Consider the following 18031-nt stretch of genomic DNA (forward strand, 5'->3'; position numbering starts at 1 on the left):
TTCTTTTAGTTATAGCGCAGCAGCGTTTTGTGTGAATGCTACAGATCCAACACCAACTATTACTGGTTTAGCTGGTGGAACTTTCTCAAGTGTGCCTGCTGGGTTATCAATAAATGCTGTAACAGGAGTTATTGATGTTTCGGCTTCAACACCTAATACTTATACGGTTACATATACTACCGCAGGTTCTTGCCCGAATAGTTCAAATGTTTCTGTAACCATTAATGCTTTAGATGATGCTTCTTTTAGTTATAGCGCAGCAGCGTTTTGTGTGAATGCTACAGATCCAACACCAACTATTACTGGTTTAGCTGGTGGAACTTTCTCAAGTGTGCCTGCTGGGTTATCAATAAATGCTGTAACAGGAGTTATTGATGTTTCGGCTTCAACACCTAATACTTATACGGTTACATATACTACCGCAGGTTCTTGCCCGAATAGTTCAAATGTTTCTGTAACTTTAGAAGCATTCGATAATAGTGTAACGCAAAATGCCAATGTTTTAATAGCTAATCAAGTTGGAGCTAGTTATCAATGGTATACTTGTGCCGATGTATTATTAACAGATGAAACAAATCAAACTTTTACAGCAACTACACTTGGAGATTATAAAGTGGTAATTACTAATGGAGTTTGTTCAATAGAATCTGCATGTGTTACCGTGTCTTCATTAAGTACTGATGCATTTGAAAACAAATCAAAATTCGCTATGTACCCTAACCCTAGTAAAAGAAATGTAAATATTAAATCTAGTTTAGGTGGCGACTTTCAAATTATTAACCAATTAGGTCAAACAGTAAAAACATTTAAAGTAAATGGTAATATGGAAACGACAGTTTATGTTGGCGATTTAAGTGAAGGCGTGTATTTTGTAAAAGCTACCAACAACACAAAAGTGTTTTCTAAAAAATTAGTAATTAAAAAATAAGTATAAATACTTTATAAAATAGAGACTTTATACTCTATAAAAAGCGTGGATTCCATATTAGAATTCACGCTTTTGTTTTTTTATCAAGCATTGGGAAACTATGAATTTATTATATCCTATACTTCAATCATTTACTGGTATTACATACTTATTTTATTCAGAGGTGTTTAAGTTACTTAGTAGCGGGCATTTTATTCACTAAAATTAGTTTATATATTGCTTTCTTTCATTTTTAAATCTATATATAGTTAGTGTTGAAATTAGATTAAATGATTTATTTATTCGTTTAAAATCATAAATTATAAGAAAAAATTTCTTTTTATGTTTTTTATGTCAGAAAAATATATAATTTTGGAGATGAATAATTAAACCTATAAAAACCCAAATTTAAATGAAAAAACAATTACTTTTTTTAATGTTGATTCTCTTAGGAGGATTCACAGCTAAGGCACAACTTATCACTTTTGATGATCAAGGGCACGTTGACAATGGAGCCTATGGCAATCCTTACACCATTACTAATAATGGTGAAACATTCATCTTTACGGTAAGCGGTGTTACTGGCGGACCTACAACACACAGGTATCGAACGGTTGATGTATTCGGCTGTGGTAATACTGGATTCAACCATTTAAATGCGGGAACCTTTCAGGCAACAACTTGGACTATTGAAACCCAAAGTGGTAACGAGGTAGATCTGGGCACTATCCGTTTTGATAACTTTTTTGAATGTTTTTCTTTTGCATACAGTTTATCAATTGAAGGTTTTAAAAATGGGATTTCTACTGGAAGCCAAGCGCTCAGTGTACCTGGAATGAATACTACTTTTGCATCTAATGCTAGCTTTAACGATGTTGATAAGATTGTAATAACATGTGCAGATTTAGGAAACTTAGGTATTGATAATATCAATTGGGCTCCAGTTGTTCCTCCATGTACGAATCCTACAGTGCCTACTATTACCTCTACATCAGTTTGTTCAGGTAATACAGCAACTTTGAATATTTCAGGAACACTTAACGATGCAACACAATGGGCTATCTATACAGGTTCTTGTGGAGGCACCCTAGTTGGTACTACAACAACTTCAAGTTTTACAACAGCTGCACTTAACTCAAATACAACGTATTATGTTAGAGGTGAAGGTGGTTGTGTTACTCCAGGAAGTTGTGGTACTGTTACAGTAAATGTTAGTAATATTTCATTAACAGCAGCTTCACAAACTAATATAGCCTGTAATGGCGGAGCAACAGGTGCTGCATCTGTGAATGCTGCAACAGGAGGCACTGCTGGATATACCTATAACTGGACACCTGGCAACCCAACAGGTGATGGAACGACTTCTGTTTCAGGTTTAACAGCCGGAACTTGGACGTGTACAGTTACTGATGCTAATGGATGTACTAAATCAACAAGCTTTACTATAACACAACCCACTACACTTAACTTAACAGCTGCTTCTCAAACAAATGTTTCTTGTTTTGGTGGCTCTAATGGTGCTGCGTCTGTGAATGCTGCAACTGGAGGTGCTGGAGGATATACTTACAACTGGACACCTGGTAATCCTGTAGGCGATGGAACAACTTCTGTTTCAGGTTTAACAGCAGGAACTTGGTGGTGTACAGTTACTGATGCTAATGGATGTGTAGCTGTTAGTACTTTTACCGTTACTCAACCGGCATCTACAGTAAGCGGAACTACTGTTGTAACCAATGTTTCTTGTAATGGGGGTACTAACGGAACCATTAATCTAACTCCAACAGGTGGTACAGCACCATACACTTTTAATTGGGGAGGTGGTGTTACTACCGAAGACAGAACAGGGCTAGCAGCGGGAAGTTATTCCGTAACTATTACCGATGCTAATGGGTGTACTGGAACGGTATCTGGAATTACAGTGACACAACCGCCAGCATTAGTATCAACAGGTTCGCAAACCAATATTTCATGTAATGGTGGTTCTAACGGTTCTGCTACTGTAAATGCTACAGGCGGAACACCAGGGTACACTTATTCTTGGTCGCCTTCTGGAGGAACAGCCGCAACAGCTACTGGTCTAACAGCAGGAACTTATACAGTAGTAGTAACAGATGCAAATGGATGTACTGCAACTAGAAATTTTACTCTTACACAGCCTACAGCTTTATCAGCTTCAATTACTGCTCAAACCAATGTGGCTTGTAATGGTGGTTCTAATGGAGCTTCTACAGTAGCTGCAACCGGCGGGACTGCTCCTTATACTTATACATGGAGTAATGGTGCTACTACTGCTTCAGTTGTTGGTATTGCTGCAGGAACTTACAATGTAACAGTTACCGATGCGAATGGATGTACAAGTGCTGCTTCAGTTACAATTACTGAACCAACAACTTTATCAGCTTCAATTACTGCTCAAACCAATGTGGCTTGTAATGGTGGCTCTAATGGAGCTTCTACAGTAGCTGCAACCGGCGGGACTGCTCCTTATACTTATACATGGAGTAATGGTGCTACAACTGCTTCAGTTGTTGGCATTGCTGCAGGAACTTACAATGTAACAGTTACCGATGCGAATGGATGTACAAGTGCTGCTTCAGTTACAATTACTGAACCAACAACTTTATCAGCTTCAATTACTGCTCAAACCAATGTGTCTTGTAATGGTGGCTCTAATGGAGCTTCTACAGTAGCTGCAACCGGCGGAACTGCTCCTTATACTTATACATGGAGTAATGGTGCTACAACTGCTTCAGTTGTTGGCATTGCTGCAGGAACTTACAATGCAACAGTTACCGATGCGAATGGATGTACAAGTGCTGCTTCAGTTACAATTACTGAACCAACAACTTTATCAGCTTCAATTACTGCTCAAACCAATGTGTCTTGTAATGGTGGTTCTAATGGAGCTTCAACAGTGACTGCAACTGGCGGAACAGCTTCTTATACTTACCTGTGGAGTAATGGTGCCACTACTGCTTCAGTTGTTGGTATAGCTGCAGGAACTTATAATGTAACAGTTACCGATGCGAATGGATGTACAAGTGCTACTTCAGTTACAATTACTGAACCAACACCTATAATTAATACTGTAACTCAAAATGCAGCGGTATTAACAGCAGATCAGACAGGAGCATCTTACCAATGGTATGCATGTCCTAATACATTATTAGATGGAGAAACAAGTCAAAACTTTACTGCGACTACTAATGGTGACTATAAGGTTGTTATTACTAATGGAAGTTGTTCTGTTGAATCAGCATGTGTTACTGTCTCTTCATTAAGTTCAGATACTTTTGAAAACAAATCAAAGTTCACAATGTACCCTAACCCTACTAATAGAAATGTTAACATAAAATCTAGTTTAGGTGGAGATTTCCAAATTATTAATCAATTAGGTCAAACCGTTAAAACATTTAAAGCCAATGCTAATAATGAAATTGCTGTTTATGTGGGAGATTTAAGTGACGGCCTATACTTTGTTAAGTCAACACAAAATCCGAATGTATCTTCTAAAAAATTAGTAATAAAAAAATAAATTTAAAACTTTAATATAATCATAAAAAAGCGTGAATTCTAATATGGAACTCACGCTTTTATTTTTTGTAAAGAATTTAAAGGTTCAAACAACAGAAATACTTATCTAAAGTGTCTGTACATTTGGTTTAAATAAATCAATGCTTAAAATATGATCTTTATAATCAAAAGCTATTTTGTTTTTTACCACATCAAATGGCAAACGAAATACTTTTTTAAAGAACGCAGATGCATAACAATAATTGTGTTTGGTACTGCTGCTATCACTGCTTTTTAATTGATTGTTTTCTTTGATTTTACCTGTTGTCAAAACCAAATCATTATCATTGTTAAAATAAAAATTAAAGTCGTCTTTAATATAGCCTCTTATTTCCAATTCCAGATGATAACCTTCTTTAGATTCAGTTAAACGCACATCAGATAAATGGGTGTCTTTCCTTAAATTGGAATTATAAATGCCATATTTATTAGATTCTGAAGCTGATGTAAAATGCTGATTTTTATTAATGTGAGGGTACATAATATTATTAGTTTTAAAGTGATGTTAAATAACTGTTATGGCAAAATATAAACCTAAAGCAAAACTTTAGTTAGAGATCTTTTTTTTTCTGGAAGGTTAGCATTCAAAAACCTAATAGGCCATTAAGTAATTGATTATCTTAAAGATACGAATTTATAACAATATAAATGTTAAGCTAACTATAAATTATTATATTTTTTTAATATAAAAAAAACCCCTATAAATAGGGATTGATTGGTATGCTATATATTCAATATATTTATTTGCAAAATGGGCATATTGATTCATATTCTTTTCGAATCAATAAACCAATAGCCTTTTTACACTTACAGAACTGATTATTTAGCAAAAATAGAACGGAGTTCCTCAATATAATTTGGAATCTCATTGGCGTATTAGTTCAATCAAACCTCTCTCATATAAATAAAACATAGTTTTTCAAAGTTTGTAAATCTATCTGATTCCTCCTGAAATCCAGTTCTTAATAGCATAGAATGGAAAATCTAAATAAATAAGCCATGGAAGAAAGTGAGAAAAATCGAAATTTGATGCTCAAAATCCAATTGAGTTATGAGCAAGAACCACAGTCAGAATTAAACCTTATCGGGTTTCTTTTTAACTGTAAAGGAATTTTACTACAAAGACAGTTCGTTAAAAACAATGAATTAGAGTTTAACCTTAAGACATTACAAAACTCAAAATATATACGAAACAACTTAGAAATCGATCAGCTTAGGTTATTTGTGGCACCAACAACCGATAAGCGAATTTTGAGTGTAACCAATTTGCAGGAAATGGCAAATTATAAAGCCTATGAGCCTATTATGGCTATGAACAATGAGGGCATGGTATCTGTAATGCCTATACCCGATGTGCTTTCCAGATACTGGTTTACTTGTAAATGTCGTGTTACCGGAAAAGTATCCAAATGGTTTAACGGCGGCAATGTATGGGAAGACAAGGCTGTTTGTAGAGCACGGGTTCACATTTGCGAAATAGACCGGATAACATACTGGATTCACAAGATACCGGATTATATTATTGCAAAGATTCCTGATGCCATTTTAAGGCCTGAGAGAGTAAAAAGAATACCAATTCCTATACCCGATCCCCCACCGTTCGAACGGTTTAATCCATCTGTTTTAGCTTTGCAGCAACAACCTGTTAATATGTTTAAAACTAATTCGTTAGAAGAAAAACGTCAACAGATAAGTTCAAAGTTACCAGATTTGGGGAATGAAATTAAACAACAATTGGCAACCGGAAACCTTAATATTATTCGAGATGCCATTGTGAATAACTATGCGTTATTCCATCCATGGTTTTGTTTGTGGCCTTGGTGGTGGCCGTATTTTTATCGTTGTAAAGAATTAGCGGTAGTTAAAACAAATGCGCAGGGTAGGTTTGACACCACGATTACCTATCCATGTTTTGGTGATAAACCCGATATTTACATTTGGGTAGAATATTTTATTAACGGCGAATGGACCACGGTTTATAAACCACCTATTCCCTGCAATACGCATTGGAACTACACCTGTGGCACCGACATAAATATCCATATTACCGATCCGCGTGTACCTGGAGATTGCTGTTGCGACTGCCCAATTGGTGGTGAGTTGGTATTTATAAGAACCATTAGTGCCAGAACCAGCGTTCATCACATTAAGCAGACCAGTGAATTGCTGCCACCTACCGGTCAAACGGTGCCTTATGATCGCATTGGTTTAACCGATGCTAATGCCAGTGGGGATGTTGGTATTATGACGGCTACTGTAGGCGATTATAAACGCCCATTTGGAGGAAGCCCTTCATTCTATATGGGGTTTGGTAGCGATCTGCCCAATAGTAATATTTATTATTACAGATGGAGCTATCGCCAAGTAGCCAATGCCGATTTAACCTCTGTTGGAGATTCATTCAAGCCTGTTGAACCCATTGGAGGAGAAATGAGAAAAGGATATGATTTTGAGTATCAAGACACAAATAATGATACCCAAATTGGTGCGAATAGTGTAAAACTTGGTCCGTTTACCATAGGGCCTAATAATGATTTATACAGAATTCCCCCACAAAACCCCAGTCAGCCACCATTTAATGTACCTGAAACAAAACCACTTTGGCATGAGCAAACATATAATATGAATACCATGCGTTTTGACTCTACCAAATTTACAGGTGGTGATGGATTGTATGAATTCAAATTGGAATTGTTTGATCAAGCTGGAAATTTACTAAGCAATATCCCAAGATCCACATTTAAAGTACCTCAGTATGATAATGCAGCATTGAGTGAGAATGCACCAAATATTTTATTGGAAGATCCTACAGGAGGTCCAATTACAGGTGGTACTGCTGATGCCTTTAAAATTCTTATGAGGTTTGACAATGAAAGTTGCGACGCCGATATTTTTACCATAAACGTAAACGGTGCACCAGCATCTTTAGACTGCTGTGGATTTGTAAGCTACAAACCAGGAGGTGTAGAAGCTGATATCGAAATTACTTTCGAAGCAACCCATCCTAATAATTTTGCGGTATTCAGCTTTGGTGTTGTAAAAGGCACTTGTGGTAGTGTTCCAATTGCCAATGCACATGGAATGGTTATTGATGATGCCTTTGGAGGCTATACTTTGAGTGGAGGCATTTATAGCAAACACTTTACACCTTCAGAGCTACTTGGTGAATGCTATAACAATGGCGAAGGTAAAGCAGCATTTGGCCAAAGCTTAAGGATTTACACTATGGCAACTGACGGTTATTCGAGGGTAAATCGTGATGCTGGTAAAAATGCAGCATTTGCCTTGGAACCATAAACGCAAGTATTTTTGAGACAATGAGTTAAATAATCATTAACGACTTATAGTTAACAAAAAAAGAGGCTGTCTGAAAAGTGTATTAAGTTTTATTTGTCAGGTTGAGCTTGTCGAAACCGATATTTATTTTCGGTAAGTTGAAATATTTCGACAAGCTCAATATGACATAGAACTACACTTTTAAGAAAGCCTCTTTTAAAAATATAATTATGCTATTTAGATATTAGCTGCTAACCAATCCCCTACTTCTTTAGTACCATAAGCTTTTCCGCCATTGGCTAAATCTTCAGTTACAATACCTTCAGCCAAAGCTTTGTTTACAGCATCTCTAATCGATTTTCCTTCTTCAGGTAAATTAAAAGCAATTTCAAACATCATAGCTGCAGATAAAACCATAGCCATTGGGTTTGCAATATTCAACCCAGTTGCTTGAGGATAAGACCCATGAATAGGTTCGAACAACGCAATATCAGATCCCATAGATGCCGATGGCATTAACCCCATAGATCCTGAAATAACCGATGCTTCATCCGTTAAGATATCACCAAATAAGTTTTCAGTAATTAAAACATCATAGCTATTTGGCCATTGTACCAAACGCATCGCTACGGCGTCTACCAATTCATAAGAAACAGTCACTTCTGGATAGTCTTTTTCCATAGCCTGAACGGTTTCTCTCCATAAACGAGACGTTTCCATAACGTTAGCTTTGTCAACACAACACAATCTTTTAGAGCGTGTCATTGCTAATTCAAATCCTTTTTTAGCTAAACGTTGTACTTCAGCACGTGTGTAAACACAGTTATCAAAAGCGGTTTCACCACCATCTCTTCTACCTTTTTCACCAAAATAGATACCACCTGTTAACTCACGTAAAAATACTAAATCGGTTCCTTCAATACGTTCTTGTTTTAAAGGCGATTTATCTAACAAGGAAGGAAACGTAAAAGTTGGTCGTAAATTAGCAAATAAGCCAAGTTGTTTACGCATTTGAAGCAACCCATTTTCTGGACGTACTTTTGCAGATGGATCATTGTCAAAACGCGGTAGACCAATAGCACCAAATAAAACGGCATCAGAAGCTAAACAAACCTGATGTGTTGAATCTGGATAAGGTTCTCCAACAGCATCAATAGCTGCAGCTCCTGTTAATGCTGGTTTCCAAGTAATTTCATGTCCAAATTTTTTAGCAACCGCTTCACTAACTTTTTGTGCTTGCTCCATGACTTCAGGTCCAATACCGTCACCTGCTAAAACTGCTATATTAAATTTCATAGTAATTTATTTCTATTATTTATTGTTATTTTTTATTAATTCTAAATTCGTAATTCGTAATTCAAAATATGGGCGTTACCTAAAGGTCGGGCTTTCCGCTATATCTTTTTTACGTTATTACAAAGAAAATTTCTAATCTTCAGTGGCAATCTCTTAATTTCGAGAGATTACTTCGTCGTACCTCCTCGTAATGACGGCCATTTGCTTAGGTAAAAAAGGATGCCGCTACAATCCCTAACGCAATACAGAACTAAATTCTAATTCTGAACTCATAACTTATAACTCCTAACTAGTTATAATATTCAACATTTTCTCCGTGGCTTTAATAGCAGAAACCGTTTGATCGGAATCCAAACCACGAGTTTTAAATTCTTTTTCGGTGCTTTTCCAAGTAATTATGGTTTCACACAAGGCATCCGAATGGCTACCAGGTGGTATTCTAACCGCATAATCTATCAAATCTGGCAATACCTTTTTCTTGGTAATATAAATACTTCTAAGAGCATTCATAAAAGCATCAAATTGTCCATCACCTTGAGAAATCTCTTCATAAGTTTCACCGTTTATAGATATAGAAACCGTTGTTGAAGGTTTTAAGCCTTTAGCATGCGTTAATACATAAGAGTTCACTTTTACCTTTTCTTCATAGGAATAACTATCCAACACGTCGGAAATAATATATGGCAAATCCTCTTTGGTAACCACTTCTTTTTTATCGCCCAATTCAATAATCCGCTGGGTAACTTTCTTTAAATCTTCATCATTAAGCTGAAGCCCTAATTCTTGTAAATTCTTTTGGATGTTGGCCTTCCCCGAAGCTTTTCCTAAAGCATACTTTCGGGTTCTACCAAAACGCTCCGGCATTAAATCGCTAAAATACAGGTTCTTTTTGTTGTCTCCATCTGCATGAATTCCAGCCGTTTGCGTAAAGACATTGGCACCAATAATAGGCTTATTTGCAGGAATCATAATCCCCGAGAAGTTTTCAACCAATTTACTTACGGTATATAACACCTTTTCGTTCACAGCAATTTTGATGTTCGGCATAAAATCATTTATAACCGCAATAGTACTTGCCATAGGTGCATTACCTGCACGCTCGCCCATACCATTTATAGTTAAATGCAATCCATCGGCACCCGCATTTAGTGCAGCCATAACATTGGCAACACCTAAATCGTAATCGTTGTGTGCATGAAAATCAAAATGTAAATTAGGATAGGTGTCTTTAATTTCTTTTACAAACTCATAAGATTCATTAGGTGTAAGAACTCCTAAAGTATCTGGAAGCATGATACGCTTTACTGGTTGTGTTTCTAAAAACGCTAAAAACTCAAAAACATAGTCTTTGGAATTGCGCATCCCATTACTCCAATCTTCTAAATAGATATTAGTTTCTATACCTTTTTCTTTTGCAAGAGAAATGGTTTCTGAAATTTCTGTGAAATGCTGATTAGGAGTCTTTTTTAACTGGTAAGTTAAATGATTTAATGAGCCTTTGGTCAACAGGTTTTGAACCTTGGCTCCTGCTTCAAGCATCCAATTGATGGATACGCCTTTATCAACAAAAGTCAGCACTTCAACCTTGTCTAAATAGTTGTTTTCCTTAGCCCAATTGGTAACGCTAAGGACTGCTTGAAATTCGCCTTCAGACACTCGTGCAGAGGCAATTTCAATACGATCAACTTTTAATTCTTCAAGTAAAAGTTTCGCTATGGTTAATTTTTCAGAAGCAGAAAACGACACGCCCGAGGTTTGTTCACCATCGCGGAGTGTCGTATCCATTATTTCAATCTTTTTTGGAGTCATTTACAGTAGTAAGCCGTTTGCAAATGTTTCTATATCTCCTTTTATGTTTTGTAAGTAATCAATATCATCAAAACCATTCAGCATATTTTCTTTTTTGTAGCTATTGATTTCAAAAGATTCTTGCGCACCCGTTGAAAGAATGGTAATGGTTTGATTTGGAAGATTTACTTCAATTTCTGTATTCGGATCGTCGTAAATAGCATTGAATATTTGTTCTGAAAATTCAGCTGAAACCTGAACAGGTAATACCCCTACATTCAAACAGTTATTTCTGAAAATATCAGCAAAGAAACTAGATACTACACAACGGAAACCGTAATCGTAAACAGCCCAAGCAGCATGCTCTCTTGAAGAACCAGAACCAAAATTCTTTCCTCCTACCAAGATTTTTCCTGAATAGATAGGGTTGTTCAATACGAAGCTTTCTTTAGGTGTGTTATCGTTATTGTATCTCCAATCACGGAATAAATTATCGCCAAAACCTTCACGCTTTGTTGCTTTTAAGAAACGAGCTGGTATAATTTGATCGGTATCCACGTTTTCTAATGGTAATGGAACCGCTGTACTTGTTAATGTTGTGAATTTATCGTATGCCATTTTTTTAAATTGCTTTAGGCTTTAAGCATTATGCTTTAAGCCGGTAATTATAATATTTTTTTCGCCTATAGCATAAAGCCTACAGCGTATTGCTTTAAAGTAATTCTCTTGGGTCAGTAACAACACCTGTTACAGCAGCTGCAGCAGCTACTAACGGGCTCGCTAATAAAGTTCTAGAACCTGGACCTTGGCGCCCTTCAAAGTTTCTGTTTGAAGTACTTACCGCATATTTTCCAGCAGGCACTTTATCATCATTCATTGCTAAACACGCTGAACAACCTGGTTGTCTTAAAACAAAACCAGCTTCAGTAAGTATATCTAAAATACCTTCTTCTTTAATTTTATCTTCAACTTCATGCGATCCAGGAACTAACCAAGCCGTAACGTGGTCTGCCTTTTTCTTTCCTTTTACAATAGAAGCAAATGCTCTAAAATCTTCAATTCTACCATTGGTACAACTTCCTAAGAATACATAATCGATTTTTTTACCAATCATCGCATCATTTTCGTTGTAACCCATATATTCTAAAGACTTTTTGTAAGTAGCAACGCCACCTTCAACAGCTTCAGCATTTGGTATGTTTTTAGAAATACCCATACCCATACCCGGATTGGTTCCGTAGGTAATCATAGGTTCAATATCACTAGCAGAAAAAGTTAATTCTTTATCAAATTTAGCACCTGCATCGGTTTTCAACGTTTTCCAATGTGCAACAGCTTTATCCCAATCTGCCCCTTTTGGAGATAATGGTTTATCTTTTAAGTAAGCAAAAGTAGTTTCATCTGGAGCAATCATACCACCACGCGCACCCATCTCAATAGATAAGTTACAAACAGTCATACGCCCTTCCATGGTCATGTTTTCAAACACGTCACCTGCATATTCTACAAAATAACCTGTAGCGCCAGAAGTTGATAACTGTGAAATGATATATAAAGCCACATCTTTAGGCGTAACACCTTTTCCTAATTGCCCATTTACATTAATGCGCATTTTTTTAGGTTTTGGCTGCATGATACATTGTGTAGACAATACCATTTCTACTTCAGAAGTACCTATACCAAAGGCAATAGCACCAAAAGCACCATGTGTAGAGGTATGCGAATCGCCACAAACAATGGTTGCCCCTGGGAATGTAATACCATTTTCTGGTCCTACAACGTGTACAATACCATTTTTTTGGTGACCAAGACCCCAGTGGCTAATGCCGTACTCGTTAGAGTTATCTTCTAATGCTTTTAACTGATTAGCAGATAAAGGATCTTGAACTGGTAAATGTTGGTTGATTGTTGGTGTGTTATGGTCGGCAGTTGCAAATGTACGCTCTGGATATAACACTTTTAAACCGCGACTTTTTAATCCAAGAAACGCTACAGGACTTGTAACTTCGTGAATAAAATGACGGTCTATAAAGAACACATCGGGTCCTCCTTCAATCTTCCTTACAACATGTGAATCCCATACTTTGTCAAACAATGTTTTGCTCATATTCTATTTTCTTTAATTTTAATCTTTGTGAATGTATTTTAGCTAAAGAGTTCTGATTAGCCAAAGGCTGACAAAGTTATGAAAAACTCCCGTTTTTACTAAGGATATATCAAATTTTAAGACTGATGTTTGTTTACTTTTATAATATTATTAATGTAAACTAAAAAAATCGACAATATTTTAAAAGAATAGCAAAATTGATTGTAATTTTTAAAGTAAATAAACGTGAAATTATTTTAAACGGTCTACCACATATTCAATTTGGGTTTTTCCGTGCGGTTTTGCCTTCCCATCTGGTCCAACATTTACCATAACAATGTTTGAAATGGTGATGATGGTTTCGTGTGTCATTTTATTTCGAACTTCGCAGCTTAGGGTTAACGATGCTTTACCAAATTTCACAACATCGATTCCAATTTCAATGATGTCTCCCTGTCTTGCAGAAGCCTTAAAATCTATTTCACTAATGTATTTGGTTACTACTTTAGGGTTTTCAAGTTGAATGATGGTATATAATGCCGCTTCCTCGTCTATCCATTCTAGTAATTTGCCTCCAAACAGGGTTCCATTGGCGTTTAAATCTTCGGGTTTTACCCATTTTCTGGTGTGAAATCTCATAAGTTAATTAAGTTGTAAATTTATAATATGTCAGGTCTAGCCTTTCGGCTGCACTCGAGGGCATAAAAGCCATTTTCTTTCTTATAATAATGTTTGTTGTCCGTTTGAATTGTCATTGGGTATTTTTAAATTATAACCCAATTCCTTATTCAGTTTTCTAATAAAATAAGCTGAAAGCAAGGGTGATTCTTTTTCAATATTTTGATGAATGAAAAAATCTATTTCCTTAACGCCTTGGGCTTTCCATTCTTTTAAGCGGTCAATCCAATCGTCCAAACGGTTATAATCGCTTGCATGGTTAGCTCCCACATAACGTACAAATGCTGTAGCATTAGTTAAGCGCATGTGCATGATATCACGCCTTCCGGCAGAATCTACTATAATGTTTGAAATATTATTTGTTTCTAAAAGTTGATACAATTCGTTTGCTACGGAAGCATCGTTGTACCAGTTGGTATGCCTAAATTCCATAGCCAACGGTATTTCTTTAGGCCATTCTTCAACAAATTTAGTAACTCTATCAAAGTCTTTAGGTGCAAAGTTATCATTCATTTGTAAAAAAACCGTTCCTAATTTTTCTTTTAAGTTGGATGCATTGTATAAGTAATGCTCTACGACTTCTTTAGTTTCCTGTAAACGTTTCCAATGGCTTATTTCTTGGTTCAGCTTCGGGAAAAATTTGAAATTTTCGGGTGTTTTATCATACCATGAAGCAAATTGTTCCGCAGGAAAAATACGGTAAAACGTCGCATTTAATTCTATTGAGTTAAACTGACTGGAATAATACACCAATTCATCTTTGGTGCCTCTTGGGTAAAATCCTTTTAAATCGGCCTTGTTCCATTTGGCGCAACCAACATAAACCTCGGGGATATTGTCGTCCTTAAATTTATTTAAAACACGCTTGGTTTCTGGGTGATCTGGCGGCAAGGTGAAATCTATATTTAGAGGATTATCTACGCTTCCAAACTTCATTTATTTTTTTTGTTTAAAGATAAAAAAATATGCGATGTTAATAACCCCGTTAACAACTATAAATGCTTTGAAGGTTTTAAAACTTGAATATTCTATAACTTTAATAAAAACTCTTCAACTATGAATACTCGACAATTTAACTTAAAAAGCATTCGTCCTGAAATTTTAAGCTCAACAATTAATGACAATATGAGTAATGACGAGCGTTTTCAAAATTTAGTACTTCGCCCCATAATAAAATTGCAAAATGATTTGTTTATTGAAGTTTTTAAAAACTATATTGCTAAGCATAAAATGGTGTTTTATGGCTACTCTTTAGAAAAGCGTTTACTGTATATTGAAAATGCTATAAATAAAGATATTAAATTCCGTAACTCACTAAAAGGCATGGTTATAGCTATGTTTACTGTGGAAGAATATTTAATTTATATTCAAAATTCTTCGGCTTTAAATAAGCGTATGATGCAAATTGTAAAAGACCGATTGATTAGTAATGTGCAACTTTTTGAACAACCAGAAGTGCTAAAAGCAGTTTAAAACATTTAATGACAACAAAACAAAGACTATTGCAAATTTGTAATGAACGTGTAGACAAACGTATTAATGATTACAAGGAAGAAATTAATTTAATAAAGGAGTCTATTGAAAGTACCGATAAAGGAAACTCGGAAGGTGATGATTCTGGTAGTGGTAAATTGTTAAATGACTTGGAAAAAAACATGTCGTATTTAAACGACGCCAAAAAAACCAAAGAATACTTAAGCAACATAAAAACAAATGTGGAAAGTAAAGAAGCCATGCTTGGCAATATTGTGAAAACCAATGTGATGAATTTTTACATTGCTTCAAGCATAGGCAAAATAGAACTTGATAATGATGTTTTTTATGCCATATCGGTAAACTCGCCCATTGGTCAATTACTAATAAACAAACCTGTAAATACCAGTTTTGAGTTTAACCAAAACAAGCATGTTATTACAGAAATTATATAAGAGACACCCCGTTTAAATCGGTAGTAAGCACTTCGCTCATATAGTTAAAATATGGGCGAATGGCTTTAAACGACTTATTTACATCATCAATAAAACCATCGCTCAACACTTGCGAATCGGTATATTTTTTAATAAAAATATATTGTTTCTTTTTTATTAAATCGATGGCTTTATGGTCTTTACTAAAGCCTTTGGGGGCTGTTTTCACTTCATCGCCCACAAAATTGCCCCAAATACTGTTGAAAGTTTTGTCTTTTAAAATAGCACGTATTTCAGTATCATCCATTTCAAACTCTTTTCGAATTCGTAATAAATCGGTAGGTGCTGGTTCCCAAAAACCTGTAGCTATAAAACTTTCGTTATTGGGTTGTATGTGAAGATAATAACCGCCTCTTAATTTAGGTTTAGTTCTATGGAATGACCCTCCAAAATGTGTTTTATAAGGTGATTTGTCTTTTGAAAAACGTACATCTCGATAAATACGGAACATTTTAAGTTTATCAACTTCATCATGTTCGTTCAAGCTTTTCAAAACAGTATTATAAACAGCTTTTACGTTTTTCTCTATTTTTTTAAATTCGGTTTTATGTTCATTAAACCAATCTCTATCATTGTTTTTTTCTAATTTTTTAAAAAACTCTAGGGCTTCTTTTGGCACTTGTACACTCATAATTGGTTTAATTAAATGATTCTGTAAAATACAAAAAGTCCTAAATAAATTAGGACTTTTCCGTTTCAAATATTGAATTTTATTTAACCAATTTAAATTCTTGGGTTCTTACCTCTCCATTCATTTTATCGCTGTACTCAACAATAAAATTTCCTTGGGTATCAAAATACCCTATGCCCACATAATTTTCATTTTGAAATAAATAATGGTTTTCTTTTTTAAAACTTGTAATTTCAGCATTGGCTTCAAAAAAATCGTTTCCTACTTTGTTTGAGTAATATCTATTTCCATTAAATTCAAAATAACCCAATTCTGTCTTAGAATTTTTGTCATCGTTATCAACTTCTACAATTTTAGTTACCTTAACAGGAGTAGAAACAATGTCTTTATCGCGTTTGTTTTTATCTTTTTCATCAAACTCAATAGCCTGCTCTTCTCTTGTAGTTACTTTAACTTTGTTTTCAAAAACTTTGTCACCGTTATTTATTTTGGTTGTTTTAACCGTAGTTTCTTCCGAAACATTTTTTGGTTCTACTTGCGAATACGTATAGCCAAAGGCTAAAAACGCTATCATATATACTATTTTTTTCATGATTTATATTTTTAAGGATTAATAACTTTAAAAGATAAAAGTTCTAGCTTCTTTTAAACCCGCCTCTAATTAGTGATAATAAAACGAGCACGATAAATATGAAGAATAATATTTTAGCTATTCCAGCTGATGCACCTGCTATACCAGAAAAACCTAATACTCCGGCAATTAATGCTATAATAATGAATGTGATTGTCCAACGTAACATAATTTCAAATTTTAAAGATTTATATTAACTTTTTGAAGAACTAACTTCTTGTTGATACAAAGGTGCTACTAATTGACATGTTACGTGTTACATGTTTTTTTGTAAAATTTGTATAATTCACATGAAACAACACTTATTTGATTAATAATCAACAAAATAAGTATTGAAAAGGAGATTTTTAAGAAAATTCGATGTTGTTTAAAATTAAACCAGATGCTGGTGCTATGTATTCAAACTTAATAAAACAATCGGGTTCTAGGCTTTGTTTTATGGTTTCTAATGTTAGTTTGCCCTTGCCTAAATCTATAAGCGTCCCCATCATTAACCTTATTTGGTTGCGCATAAAACCCTTTCCGCGAACGCGAAGTATGTATGATTTTTTTGGAAAGTAATTGGCGGTGTATATGGTGTTTTCTACAAGTTCGCAGGTTATAATTTCCCGAGTGTACTGACCATTATCGGTGGGTTTAAAACAAAAAGATTTAAAATAATGCTCACCTTCAAATAGTTTAGCGCCTTGCTTCATTAAATCAATATCCAATTCATCTAAAATGGTGGTCATGATGGGTGCACAAAACGGATGGCATTTTTCACCAAAAGTAAATAAATACAGGTATTCTTTAATTTTTGAATGGTTGATGATGTTGAATTTAGCATCAACTTCCCGAATGGTTAAGGCACGAATATCTTGTGGTAAGTTATGATTGAAAAGTTTTAAAAAAGCATTTTGATCTTCTAGCGGTTCTTCTAAAAACAGTTCAAATGCAGCACATTCAGCCGATACCATGGCATCGGTTCTACCAGAACTCAAGCTTTTGAAATATTTACCTTCGAGTATAAAATTCAAGGTTCTATCTACCATTAAATGCAATGTTTTTACATCGGGTTGCTTTTGCCAACCATGAAAACGGTAGCCTAAATATTGAATGGTAATAACGTAAAAATATTTCTTCATCCTATTTTTTAATGCGTGGGTAAAGTAAGTTTTTTTATTAATTATGGCAAAAAATTAATAACTTGTATTATTGT

16 protein-coding genes are annotated in these 18031 nt (G+C 35.1%); 5 read left to right on the plus strand and 11 right to left on the minus strand.

From position 1 onward, the window contains the following. Together J8H85_RS01115 and J8H85_RS01120 are read left to right on the plus strand one after the other, a co-directional pair. On the plus strand, window positions 1-928 hold a 928-nt coding region (locus tag J8H85_RS01115; protein WP_209651806.1), incomplete at its 5' end, for a T9SS type A sorting domain-containing protein. A 391-nt stretch (window positions 929-1319) separates the two neighbouring features. Continuing rightward, a complete protein-coding gene (locus J8H85_RS01120) occupies window positions 1320-4442 on the plus strand; it encodes a beta strand repeat-containing protein (RefSeq protein ID WP_209651808.1) in 3123 nt (1040 codons plus the stop codon). Between the two features lie 105 nt (window positions 4443-4547). On the opposite strand, the gene J8H85_RS01125 is transcribed toward J8H85_RS01120, so the two are convergent. Next, window positions 4548-4961: an Hsp20/alpha crystallin family protein gene (locus J8H85_RS01125; RefSeq protein WP_209651810.1), complete on the minus strand. Its 414-nt coding sequence runs from the start codon at window positions 4959-4961 to the stop codon at window positions 4548-4550. Window positions 4962-5479: 518 nt separating this feature from the next. Here J8H85_RS01125 and J8H85_RS01130 point away from each other — a divergent pair. Continuing rightward, the gene (locus J8H85_RS01130) at window positions 5480-7777 is read left to right on the plus strand and encodes a hypothetical protein (RefSeq protein ID WP_209651811.1); all 2298 of its coding nucleotides are present in this window, start codon (window positions 5480-5482) and stop codon (window positions 7775-7777) included. Between the two features lie 216 nt (window positions 7778-7993). Here the strand turns inward: J8H85_RS01130 and leuB are convergent, their stop codons facing one another. The 6 genes from leuB to J8H85_RS01160 form a co-directional block, all read right to left on the minus strand. Then, entirely contained in the window at window positions 7994-9052 is a 1059-nt protein-coding gene (gene leuB / locus J8H85_RS01135) for a 3-isopropylmalate dehydrogenase (protein WP_209651813.1), read from the minus strand. Window positions 9053-9337: 285 nt separating this feature from the next. After that, window positions 9338-10861: an alpha-isopropylmalate synthase regulatory domain-containing protein gene (locus tag J8H85_RS01140; RefSeq protein ID WP_209651815.1), complete on the minus strand. Its 1524-nt coding sequence runs from the start codon at window positions 10859-10861 to the stop codon at window positions 9338-9340. Next, window positions 10862-11458, minus strand: coding sequence for a 3-isopropylmalate dehydratase small subunit (gene leuD / locus J8H85_RS01145; protein ID WP_209651817.1), 597 nt, complete (start codon window positions 11456-11458; stop codon window positions 10862-10864). A gap of 94 nt (window positions 11459-11552) precedes the next feature. Beyond that, a complete protein-coding gene (gene leuC / locus J8H85_RS01150) occupies window positions 11553-12947 on the minus strand; it encodes a 3-isopropylmalate dehydratase large subunit (protein ID WP_209651819.1) in 1395 nt (464 codons plus the stop codon). Between the two features lie 231 nt (window positions 12948-13178). Next, a complete protein-coding gene (locus J8H85_RS01155) occupies window positions 13179-13565 on the minus strand; it encodes an acyl-CoA thioesterase (protein WP_209651820.1) in 387 nt (128 codons plus the stop codon). A gap of 81 nt (window positions 13566-13646) precedes the next feature. Beyond that, window positions 13647-14540 carry a DUF72 domain-containing protein gene (locus J8H85_RS01160; RefSeq protein WP_209651822.1) on the minus strand — a complete coding sequence of 298 codons (894 nt, stop codon included), beginning with the start codon at window positions 14538-14540 and terminating at the stop codon, window positions 13647-13649. A gap of 120 nt (window positions 14541-14660) precedes the next feature. Between J8H85_RS01160 and J8H85_RS01165 the strand changes: the two genes are divergently transcribed. Together J8H85_RS01165 and J8H85_RS01170 are read left to right on the plus strand one after the other, a co-directional pair. Further along, a complete protein-coding gene (locus J8H85_RS01165) occupies window positions 14661-15077 on the plus strand; it encodes a glyoxalase (protein WP_209651824.1) in 417 nt (138 codons plus the stop codon). 8 nt (window positions 15078-15085) lie between these two features. Beyond that, a complete protein-coding gene (locus tag J8H85_RS01170; RefSeq protein WP_209651826.1) occupies window positions 15086-15532 on the plus strand; it encodes a hypothetical protein in 447 nt (148 codons plus the stop codon). On the opposite strand, the gene J8H85_RS01175 is transcribed toward J8H85_RS01170, so the two are convergent. The 4 genes from J8H85_RS01175 to J8H85_RS01190 form a co-directional block, all read right to left on the minus strand. Next, entirely contained in the window at window positions 15525-16202 is a 678-nt protein-coding gene (locus tag J8H85_RS01175; protein WP_209651827.1) for a DUF2461 domain-containing protein, read from the minus strand. The genes J8H85_RS01170 and J8H85_RS01175 overlap by 8 nt on opposite strands. 79 nt (window positions 16203-16281) lie before the next feature. Continuing rightward, window positions 16282-16794, minus strand: a complete 513-nt coding sequence (locus J8H85_RS01180) for a hypothetical protein (protein ID WP_209651829.1) — start codon at window positions 16792-16794, stop codon at window positions 16282-16284. A gap of 43 nt (window positions 16795-16837) precedes the next feature. After that, on the minus strand, window positions 16838-17002 hold the full coding sequence (locus J8H85_RS01185) for a DUF1328 domain-containing protein (RefSeq protein ID WP_209651831.1): 165 nt from the start codon (window positions 17000-17002) through the stop codon (window positions 16838-16840). Window positions 17003-17180: 178 nt separating this feature from the next. After that, complete coding sequence (locus tag J8H85_RS01190; protein WP_209651833.1) at window positions 17181-17957, minus strand: tRNA pseudouridine synthase A; 777 nt, start codon at window positions 17955-17957, stop codon at window positions 17181-17183. Window positions 17958-18031: the final 74 nt, after the last annotated feature.

This window comes from Mariniflexile gromovii, from assembly GCF_017814435.1.
GTDB classification, from domain to species: Bacteria; Bacteroidota; Bacteroidia; order Flavobacteriales; family Flavobacteriaceae; genus Mariniflexile; species Mariniflexile gromovii.

Excerpts from the sequence above, each read along its gene's own strand:
- J8H85_RS01160 (WP_209651822.1), bottom strand. The coding sequence starts at position 14,540 with ATGAAGTTTGGAAGCGTAGATAATCCTCTAAATATAGATTTCACCTTG.
- J8H85_RS01140 (WP_209651815.1), bottom strand. The coding sequence starts at position 10,861 with ATGACTCCAAAAAAGATTGAAATAATGGATACGACACTCCGCGATGGT.
- J8H85_RS01120 (WP_209651808.1), top strand. The coding sequence starts at position 1,320 with ATGAAAAAACAATTACTTTTTTTAATGTTGATTCTCTTAGGAGGATTC.
- leuC (WP_209651819.1), bottom strand. The coding sequence starts at position 12,947 with ATGAGCAAAACATTGTTTGACAAAGTATGGGATTCACATGTTGTAAGG.
- leuD (WP_209651817.1), bottom strand. The coding sequence starts at position 11,458 with ATGGCATACGATAAATTCACAACATTAACAAGTACAGCGGTTCCATTA.
- J8H85_RS01190 (WP_209651833.1), bottom strand. The coding sequence starts at position 17,957 with ATGAAGAAATATTTTTACGTTATTACCATTCAATATTTAGGCTACCGT.
- J8H85_RS01125 (WP_209651810.1), bottom strand. The coding sequence starts at position 4,961 with ATGTACCCTCACATTAATAAAAATCAGCATTTTACATCAGCTTCAGAA.
- J8H85_RS01155 (WP_209651820.1), bottom strand. The coding sequence starts at position 13,565 with ATGAGATTTCACACCAGAAAATGGGTAAAACCCGAAGATTTAAACGCC.
- J8H85_RS01165 (WP_209651824.1), top strand. The coding sequence starts at position 14,661 with ATGAATACTCGACAATTTAACTTAAAAAGCATTCGTCCTGAAATTTTA.
- J8H85_RS01130 (WP_209651811.1), top strand. The coding sequence starts at position 5,480 with ATGGAAGAAAGTGAGAAAAATCGAAATTTGATGCTCAAAATCCAATTG.
- leuB (WP_209651813.1), bottom strand. The coding sequence starts at position 9,052 with ATGAAATTTAATATAGCAGTTTTAGCAGGTGACGGTATTGGACCTGAA.
- J8H85_RS01180 (WP_209651829.1), bottom strand. The coding sequence starts at position 16,794 with ATGAAAAAAATAGTATATATGATAGCGTTTTTAGCCTTTGGCTATACG.
- J8H85_RS01185 (WP_209651831.1), bottom strand. The coding sequence starts at position 17,002 with ATGTTACGTTGGACAATCACATTCATTATTATAGCATTAATTGCCGGA.
- J8H85_RS01170 (WP_209651826.1), top strand. The coding sequence starts at position 15,086 with ATGACAACAAAACAAAGACTATTGCAAATTTGTAATGAACGTGTAGAC.
- J8H85_RS01175 (WP_209651827.1), bottom strand. The coding sequence starts at position 16,202 with ATGAGTGTACAAGTGCCAAAAGAAGCCCTAGAGTTTTTTAAAAAATTA.